Below are 8,383 nucleotides of genomic sequence, written 5' to 3' on the forward strand. Positions count from 1 at the left end.
TTACCTTTACACTCGCGAAATACGATAAGTGTTAGGAAAGTCACAAATGGCGAAGATCAGTAACCGATTCTGGTTTATGTTGCATGGTTGGGTGTCGCTCCCAATTTGGTTGTTATTTTGTTTTATCTGCTTGACGGGGACGATTGCAGTACTGAGTCATGAGATCACTTGGTTAACGAATCCTGCATCGAGGGCGTTGAACCCTAATGATTTACCCGTAAAACCGGTTAGTGAATTGATGACGATTGTTGAGGAAGCCTACCCAAGTGCGGCAGTCTCTGGTGCTATGACCTTAGAACCTTATATGGTCAATGTGATCATGTTCAGTGACGCGGATAAACCCTATGCCATGGCCTATGTCAATCAATACACTGGTGAGATCCAACAGATTAATGAAGGCATGACATTTGCCGGTTTTATCAGATCTTTGCATGCTTGGTTATTATTTCCTTGGCAAAGCGGTTACAGCTTGGGCTATTACCTTGTCTGTTCGATGGCGCTGTTTATGCTCGCGTCTTTAGTGACGGGACTCATTGTTTATAAACGTTTTTGGCGAAGTTTTTTTGCTCCGAAATTGCGTGTGAGTCAAGGTAAAAAGACACTATTGGCCGATTTGCATAAATTGTCTGGTGTGTGGTCAATTTGGTTTATCACGATTATGGCCGTTACCGGATTATGGTATTTAGTCCAAGCCATTTTTTGGCATGCAGATATTGATATCGAGCCACATGCGCCATTGGTTGCTGCTGAGCAATTGCCCTTTATCCAAAAGGGTGATGTGAATCTCGCAGATCCAAGCGTGTCATTTGCACAAGCCTTAACATTAGCACAAACGCACTTTCCTGACTTTCAACCAAGCTATGTGATGAAACCCGAGCATAATCGTGACATGTATCATCTGAGCGGTAGTGGCGAGCACATTTTTTACGATCAGTATTCTTACAACCTTAGCATTAACTCTTGGACGGGGGAGATTGCAAGAGCGACATCACCCGAGACGATGACAGGAATACAAACGCTAATGCATATCGCAGATCCTTTGCATTACGGTACCTTAGGTGGTATCTGGACAAAAATCATTTGGTTTATTTTTGGGGTGATCCTATCGGGTATGTCAATCACGGGATTTATGATGTGGGGACTGCGTAATGTGCGTGCAATTAAAAAAATGGAATCCCCCAGTACTGTGGCAGATAGGCTAGAGGAGGTACGTTAATGGCTTTCATTCATTCAACTTTTTGGCAAAAAAATAAATATAAACTGAGTGGGTTTATTCTATTGCTCCCCCTATTGTTTTTGTATCAGTCGCTAACACCTACATTTCCGCCGGCCTGGCAGGCTCAAGAGTTAGGTGAATTTAAAATAGCCCCTTTACCCTTAGATCTAAAAGATCCCTATGTGCATCATGATGACTATGTGAAAGATTTCATGTTGGTTTTTGAAAAAGGTGAGGTAGGCAATATACGCCAAGGCTATGCCAATATTGGAACGCAGGCTTTGCCAATAGTAGATTTACAGCGCAGTGAGAATGGTATTTTGCATGGTAATAAGCATGGCCAACACGTACACGCCATCGCAACTAAGACGCTAACCTCCGCCGATAGTCTATGGATATCGATAGAGAATTGGCAAGGTGAGTGGCAAGTGGCAAAGTGGCCTCTGCCTGCCGAGCTAATAGTACAGACACACTGATGAGATAAAAACTAAACACTAATGGCGATCCTATGGAGTAATAATCTCAGGGTCGCTTTTAGTGGCGTAGATTAAGAATGATTAACCGAATACGGGTAAAGAATAACCTTTTTCGCCGTAAACGCTCACTTTTGAAGGCATAAACACAACGGGGACGTTTATTCCTCATTAATAAATGATGAATTTGTTATATATATCACCAAAATACAAATGAAAGTGATTCGCAATAGTGTTACCGTATATCCATCCTAAATAAACTCCCTAAATTACTATGCGCTTTTATCTACTACCTCTCGCGTCTGCCATTACTTTGGCATTAAACCCTTTGTCAGTCTTGGCTGCAGAGCCGTCTTCTGCAGCAGATGCAAATGATCAAAATATTGAAAAAATAACAGTGATGGGCAAGTACACTGTGAGTCGAACCATTGATACCGCCACAGGTTTAGGGCTGTCACTGCAGGAAACGCCACAGTCAGTGAGCATCTTGACCGCTGAACGGATCCAGGATCAGGCACTCAATACCGTTGTTGATGTGGTTAATAACACAGTAGGTTTGTCTTCATCTAAAACAGATAACGTTCGAAATGGCTTTATGGCCCGTGGTTTTGCGGTTCAGAATTACCAGATCGATGGCGTACCTTTATCTTGGAGTTTGGGGGGCGATGCAGGTGAGACTGTGTCAGATATCTCTTTGTACGAGCGTGTAGAGGTGGTGCGTGGTGCAACAGGCTTACTAACGGGAGCAGGTGATCCTTCTGCTTCAATCAACCTAGTGCGCAAACATGCCGACAGTGACGAACTTAAGGGCTATGTTGATGTTGCTACGGGTAGCTGGGATAAAAAACAAGTTACCGCAGATGTTTCTAATGGCCTCAACGACAGTGGCAGTGTGCGCGGTCGCATGGTCGCTAAATATGTCAATAGCGATTCTTATCAGGATCTTTATCAAGACAGTAAGACCATTCTTTACGGCGTAATTGATTCAGACATTACTGACAACACTATGCTGCGCGTTGGCGGTAGTTACAATAACAACAACCCCAAAGGAGCGATGTGGGGTGCGTTACCAGCAGTATTCAGCGATGGTTCGGCTACTGATTGGGATGTTTCTACTACAACAGCGGCAGATTGGAGCCGTTGGGAAACGACTAACATCAACTATTTTGCTAACTTGAACCATTATTTCAGCAATGGTTGGCAGTTGGTGGCGAACTATAATCGCATGGAATATGAAACCACCACCAAAATGATCTATATGTCTGGCTTGCTGAATAAAGAAACCGGTGCAGGTTTGAGCGGTCAGCGTTATCACAGCCATGGTGAAAGTAACTCTGATAATTTCGATTTTCAGTTGAAAGGCGATTACCAACTCTTTAACCGTGAGCATCAATTTGTGACTGGTGCCTTATACAGCAAACAGAAATCCTATGCTGATACCTATGAACCCATCCGTGAGAATATGACAGGCTGGGACTCAAAGGCAGTTGAAAACTTTTATGATTGGCAAAGCAACGCCTTTGAAGAGCCTGAATGGTCAACAAACGCCAATCGCCAGTTGAATATGGATACTGAGCAGAAAGGTCTCTACGCAGCAACTCGGCTAACACTTACCGATGATTTAAAAGTGATTGCCGGTGGCCGTATTTCTAGTTGGAACCGCGAAGGGATCAGTTATGGTACTGATACCAACTTTGGTGATGATGGCGTGTTCGTTCCTTATGTTGGCGCCTTGTATGACATAAACGAAGAGCATCGTGTTTACGCCAGTTATACCGAAATATTTAATCCGCAGAACAGTAAGGATATTAACGGTGATTATTTAGAGCCACTCGAAGGTAAAGCCTATGAAATCGGTTTAAAGAGCGCTTATCTAGATGATCGTCTGCACACCGCAGTGGCACTGTTTAAGATTGAACAGGATAATCTGGCAACACCCGCTGGAACTATCATTGTTGACGGTACTCCAACCACTTATTACAAAGCTGCTCAAGGTACTGAGAGTACAGGCTTTGAGTTAGAAGTGGTGGGGGAGTTTATCGATGGGTGGAATATCACGGCTGGCTATTCGCAGTTTACAGCGGAAGATGCTGACGGAAAAAAAGTGGCGACTACTAGCCCTCGTAAACAGTTTAAACTATTCACAACTTATCAGTTTGTCGATTACCTGCCTGAGTTGACCGTGGGTGGTGGTATTAACTGGCAGAGTGATAGTTACTCTGAAGGGGGGACAGTAAAAATCGATCAGGATGCTTACTCTTTAGTCAACCTGATGGCTCGTTATAACCTCACTGACAACATGGATCTGCAACTTAACGTAGAGAACCTATTAGACGAAAAATACTATGCTTATATGTCTGCCTCTGCCTCAATGTCCGAAGCATATAGCGTGTATCATTACGGAACCCCACGTAATGTGACCCTGAGCTTTAATTACCGCTTTTAAATTTTCCGCTAAATAAAAGGAGTAGCCGATTTATCGGCTACTCCTTTTTTATCTTCTATTATTGTTATTCTAAATATTTTGATGGCTTGTTTAGTGCGTATTAACGACTCAGTACTAATATCGGTAAATATTGGGCTAGCTCACCTATGGTTCGTTCCCAAATCTAATACTGTTATTAACTGAACGCGGGAAGATGATGCCCTTCAATCTAGTTATGGAAGTGCAACATATTGTATTGGTAGTTTTCCCTCTTTCTTGTGCGCATTGTATTGTCAAGAATCAGTGCGGCAACGAACAGAGTCAATAGAAAAATATAGGTATACTCATGCTATTAGCCTTATTACAGGTTGTGGCTTATCGCCAGCCTTTTAAGCTAAAGACCAGATGCTACATAGATTAATCCGTTGTTGGACTTATAAAGTATTTTATGTTGATGACAAGTTATCAATAATTCATATCATCAATAATAGACATCAGCGTTTGACAATTTAGTCAATAATCATTTAAAAACTGCGCTTTTAATGAGAAATAATACCATTGTAAATATGGGCTTGTTTAGTAAATTTATTTTCATCAATGCATAGAAAAGTGATTCATTTTTCACAGTAAAGACCAAGGACTCCCATTTTGAGGAGAATAATATGCAAATAGAAACGCTTTATGATGTTATGCAATGGACTAGAAATATACACCAACAGCTGCATGCATTTGCGGCACATTGCGCACTTACAAATGATAGCGAAAGAAGCGGATTACTGTTGGAGTATATTTCAGCCCACGAGCAAAAAATGGCACTAGTTATCAGACAGTTCGAAGATAATGGCAATAGCAATGCACTTAACACTTATTGTCGGCATTATTATGAAAAAACCGCTATTCCTTTTAACACCATAGGTGAACATCCGTTTAAGAGGATGGATACGGATGAGATAGCGATGGCCACACTTGAGTATCATAAAAATATTGTAGGGCTGTTTGAATATCTACAAAATTGCAGTTCTGCACCTTCCGTAACTGAATTTCTTAGCAATATACTGTCTCTTGAAGAAGCTGAAAAGCGATTGCTGGCACGTAATATGAAACAAATCGATGACTTCTAGTATGTCTGCTAAAAATCACATCCTTGTACCTATTGCTCGGTGTAGCCTCGGTATTTATTCTGTAGTTCAGATATTGAAATCTTGACTTCTGTGGGTAACAAGTAGATCTGCCATCACAATAATTATTGATTAGCCTTGAAACTAGAGTGTATGACTTAAACTGCCACCTTATTAAGGATTAACATGAATCAACCCCTGATCATTGATTACTACTCTGATATTCTTTGTGTGTGGGCTTGGGTTGCACAACAACGTATTGAGGAGTTAAATCAAAAGTTAGAAAATAAAATTCATGTTAAATATCATCATCTTGATGTATTTGGTGATGTTCACACAAAAATTGAGACACAGTGGAAACAGAAAGGTCAATATAATGGTTTTGCAGAACATGTACATAAATCTGCATCTATCCGTGATGACGTTCCCACGAACTCAAAAATATGGACTGAAGTCAGACCGACAACGTCGGCCAATGCTCATTTAGTGCTCAAAGCCATTGAACTTATCTATGACAAAAACACCAGTATCAATATGGCATTGAAATTTCGGAGTGCATTTTTTATCGACGCATTGGATATTGGTAAGCTTGAAATACTTTATGATCTGGTTGATTTCTATGGGCTGGAACAGAAAAAAATCATCTCAAGCGTTCATGATGGTTCTGCTATAGCCGCATTAATGAGCAACTACCAAAAGTCAGCACAACAAAATCTACAAGGCAGTCCAACCTATATTATCGACAAAGGTAGACAAATATTTTATGGTAACGTAGGTTATCGTGTTCTTCTTGCGAATATAGAAGCATTATTGTAAAAATCAGCAACCGAGGCTAGTTGGTGCTAAAAACCTTAGACTACCAGCTGTGGTTTTCTAAGCTCTACAAGATGCTATGAACACTTCTAGACCATTTTAACGTTTTAGAGTTATACCTCTTAGTTCCTTCTGAGTTTATCCACTGAACACTCATATACATATTTTTAATGGCATCGATGACATACCAAAATGTAGCTACATTAGGTATCAGCTGATGTTTCATTGTGTTTTAAGTTAAATTGCGGATTAAAATATTTATAATGTGTACGCTATCGCACAGACACACTTTTAGATAAATTATAAATTGGATACAGAGTTTAGATTGATATGCCTTTAATGGGTAAGCTTTATCTTAATAAGATGGTTTATGTTGTTTAGCTTGATGTTTTGGCTCATCATTAGGATGTCAGCTTTAGCTGAAAAAATCACTAGATAATTAAATAATGGAATTCAGTCATGATTAATACTAAATTTTCAGTAAATAAAATGATCACCACAATATGTTTAAGGTAAAATTCAAGATTGCTACAAAATATTTTCCTATTCAAACCAATGTCATATTGTAGCGTTAATACCTAAGTTGACGCGGCGTGATTGATGTAGAGCCAGTCACACAATTTTATGAAAATACCGCGGAATTAATTTTAGTCTAATTTTTATGTCGCTTTACTGATATTTTACCAACTAAGATATTTACTAAAAATATGTAGATGTTTGCTAAAAGCTATTTACTAAAAATGAACAATAACTCATAGCTGATTGTTAACGCTCATTATTATTTAGATGTTATATCAACAACAAAAGGAAATTGACCATGAACAAAGACCAGATAGAAGGTTCAATAAAAGACGCTGCAGGCAAAGTGCAGCAAAAAATTGGTGAGATCGTTGGCAACCCGAAACAGCAGATGAAAGGGGTTCAGAAACAGATAAAAGGTAAAACTCAAAAAGCAATTGGTAATGTAAAAGAAGCGGCTAAGGATGCCGAAAAACACAGTTGATGTCAGAGGCTTTTACAATTAAGTAAGCACCTTAAGCATAAAGTTTGGCAGCTTTATGTGGGTATTTAAAAGGATCTTAGTCATATTGATTAAGATTTCTGGTTCGAGTTATATCCATAATGTCTAGGAGACTCTCATGAGTATAGGAACAATATTATTGGTGGTTTTGATTCTGATGCTGATCGGTGTGGCTCCGACTTGGCCACACAGTAAGAGCTGGGGGTACGGCCCGAGCGGTGGATTAGGTTTGGTAGTATTGATCCTCGTTATATTCCTTCTACTCGGTAAAATTTGAGCGATAAAGCCTAAGTGATGTATGACCTCAATATTGAGTCGTCATTTCTAATTGCCGTAGGTAGCTAAAAATAGTGAGTGATGTTTTTAGTCGTTCAAAAATGGCTGACATCGCTCGTTTTTCTTGCACGGCAGTGCTCGCCATACTGAGATTGAAAGGTCCTGTACGTCTAAGATTTACACGCAAGATATTTCGTTAAGGTGGCATTAGGTGAAGTCCTTCACGCTAAAAATGAAAGTCACTAAGTCCGTAGAATACAGTGTCCGTAGTAATACATTTGCACGCTAGTATTCTGCAAGGCTGTATGAAATGAGCTAAATGGTGCAATAACACATGCAGAGGTTTGTATTATAAGAACGGCAACTTAGTGACTAAAGGCGTTTTCTCACGAAAATGGCTTGCTCAAACAGCCAGATTGAATACTTATTTGTGAACAATAGGTGTGTGAGCAACAGGCGTATCTGTAAAAAGGTAATGTTTTAGCTGTTTATCAAAGCTCGGATCTTGTCTCCTTATCCATTCTTGTAGCATTGCAGCATGTTCTTTTTCTTCGTCTCGATTATGTATAAGTATCTCTCTCAACTCATTATTTTTGCACGCATCAACTCTTTGGTTATACCAGTCTATTGCTTCAAGCTCTTCCATCAGTGATGTAAGTGCACGGTGCATGTCCTTGGTTTTATCGGTGAGTTCAGTAATGGGTTCATGATAACCTTCATTCGACATTGGGATTTCCTCGATAAATGCAGATAGGATCGCTCACTATTGAGCGGTGATGATAATTGCAGATGATTGTCTTAACGCTATTTTCAACGAACAGACTTTGAATGCATTATTCTGCGACCTTAACCTTCGAGTGTCTGTTCGATGCCGTACTTAGTCAAAAATTTTTAGGCCGCTCGTTTAAAAGGATTGGAGAGGGTGCAGAAATACCACTGCGAATATTTGATTTATGTAGTGGCATGTAGTGGCACACTAATTTTGGCCACCTAAATAGAGGTGATATTATTACCTCGTAGATGACTTTAGGTGAAAACATG

General features: G+C 39.9%; 8 protein-coding genes. 7 read left to right on the plus strand and 1 reads right to left on the minus strand.

The features are described 5' to 3' along the window. The first annotated feature begins 46 nt into the window (after positions 1 to 46). The 7 genes from HGO26_RS18825 (at position 47) to HGO26_RS18855 (ending at position 7,343) form a co-directional block, all read left to right on the plus strand. Positions 47 to 1,216 carry a PepSY-associated TM helix domain-containing protein gene (locus HGO26_RS18825; RefSeq protein WP_168827139.1) on the plus strand — a complete coding sequence of 390 codons (1,170 nt, stop codon included), beginning with the start codon at positions 47 to 49 and terminating at the stop codon, positions 1,214 to 1,216. Beyond that, positions 1,216 to 1,692 carry a hypothetical protein gene (locus tag HGO26_RS18830; protein ID WP_168827141.1) on the plus strand — a complete coding sequence of 159 codons (477 nt, stop codon included), beginning with the start codon at positions 1,216 to 1,218 and terminating at the stop codon, positions 1,690 to 1,692. The genes HGO26_RS18825 and HGO26_RS18830 overlap by 1 nt, the downstream gene beginning before the upstream one ends. A gap of 271 nt (positions 1,693 to 1,963) precedes the next feature. After that, positions 1,964 to 4,135, plus strand: a complete 2,172-nt coding sequence (locus HGO26_RS18835) for a TonB-dependent siderophore receptor (RefSeq protein WP_168827143.1) — start codon at positions 1,964 to 1,966, stop codon at positions 4,133 to 4,135. A 641-nt stretch (positions 4,136 to 4,776) separates the two neighbouring features. Then, a complete protein-coding gene (locus HGO26_RS18840; RefSeq protein WP_113940432.1) occupies positions 4,777 to 5,235 on the plus strand; it encodes a hypothetical protein in 459 nt (152 codons plus the stop codon). A 183-nt stretch (positions 5,236 to 5,418) separates the two neighbouring features. Further along, positions 5,419 to 6,048: a DsbA family oxidoreductase gene (locus tag HGO26_RS18845; RefSeq protein ID WP_168827145.1), complete on the plus strand. Its 630-nt coding sequence runs from the start codon at positions 5,419 to 5,421 to the stop codon at positions 6,046 to 6,048. 814 nt (positions 6,049 to 6,862) lie between these two features. Beyond that, positions 6,863 to 7,048 carry a CsbD family protein gene (locus HGO26_RS18850; RefSeq protein ID WP_028759929.1) on the plus strand — a complete coding sequence of 62 codons (186 nt, stop codon included), beginning with the start codon at positions 6,863 to 6,865 and terminating at the stop codon, positions 7,046 to 7,048. 136 nt (positions 7,049 to 7,184) lie between these two features. Then, entirely contained in the window at positions 7,185 to 7,343 is a 159-nt protein-coding gene (locus tag HGO26_RS18855; RefSeq protein WP_131524762.1) for a DUF3309 family protein, read from the plus strand. A gap of 423 nt (positions 7,344 to 7,766) precedes the next feature. Here HGO26_RS18855 and HGO26_RS18860 read toward each other — a convergent pair whose 3' ends face one another. Then, on the minus strand, positions 7,767 to 8,069 hold the full coding sequence (locus HGO26_RS18860) for an encapsulin-associated ferritin-like protein (RefSeq protein ID WP_028759930.1): 303 nt from the start codon (positions 8,067 to 8,069) through the stop codon (positions 7,767 to 7,769). Between the last annotated feature and the right edge of the window lie 314 nt (positions 8,070 to 8,383).

It is taken from the genome of Shewanella oncorhynchi (assembly GCF_012584455.1).
In the GTDB taxonomy this organism is placed as follows: Bacteria; Pseudomonadota; Gammaproteobacteria; order Enterobacterales; family Shewanellaceae; genus Shewanella; species Shewanella oncorhynchi.

Coding starts and splice junctions, on each gene's coding strand:
- HGO26_RS18850 (WP_028759929.1), top strand. CDS start 6,863: ATGAACAAAGACCAGATAGAAGGTTCAATAAAAGACGCTGCAGGCAAA.
- HGO26_RS18860 (WP_028759930.1), bottom strand. CDS start 8,069: ATGTCGAATGAAGGTTATCATGAACCCATTACTGAACTCACCGATAAA.
- HGO26_RS18835 (WP_168827143.1), top strand. CDS start 1,964: ATGCGCTTTTATCTACTACCTCTCGCGTCTGCCATTACTTTGGCATTA.
- HGO26_RS18825 (WP_168827139.1), top strand. CDS start 47: ATGGCGAAGATCAGTAACCGATTCTGGTTTATGTTGCATGGTTGGGTG.
- HGO26_RS18840 (WP_113940432.1), top strand. CDS start 4,777: ATGCAAATAGAAACGCTTTATGATGTTATGCAATGGACTAGAAATATA.
- HGO26_RS18830 (WP_168827141.1), top strand. CDS start 1,216: ATGGCTTTCATTCATTCAACTTTTTGGCAAAAAAATAAATATAAACTG.
- HGO26_RS18855 (WP_131524762.1), top strand. CDS start 7,185: ATGAGTATAGGAACAATATTATTGGTGGTTTTGATTCTGATGCTGATC.
- HGO26_RS18845 (WP_168827145.1), top strand. CDS start 5,419: ATGAATCAACCCCTGATCATTGATTACTACTCTGATATTCTTTGTGTG.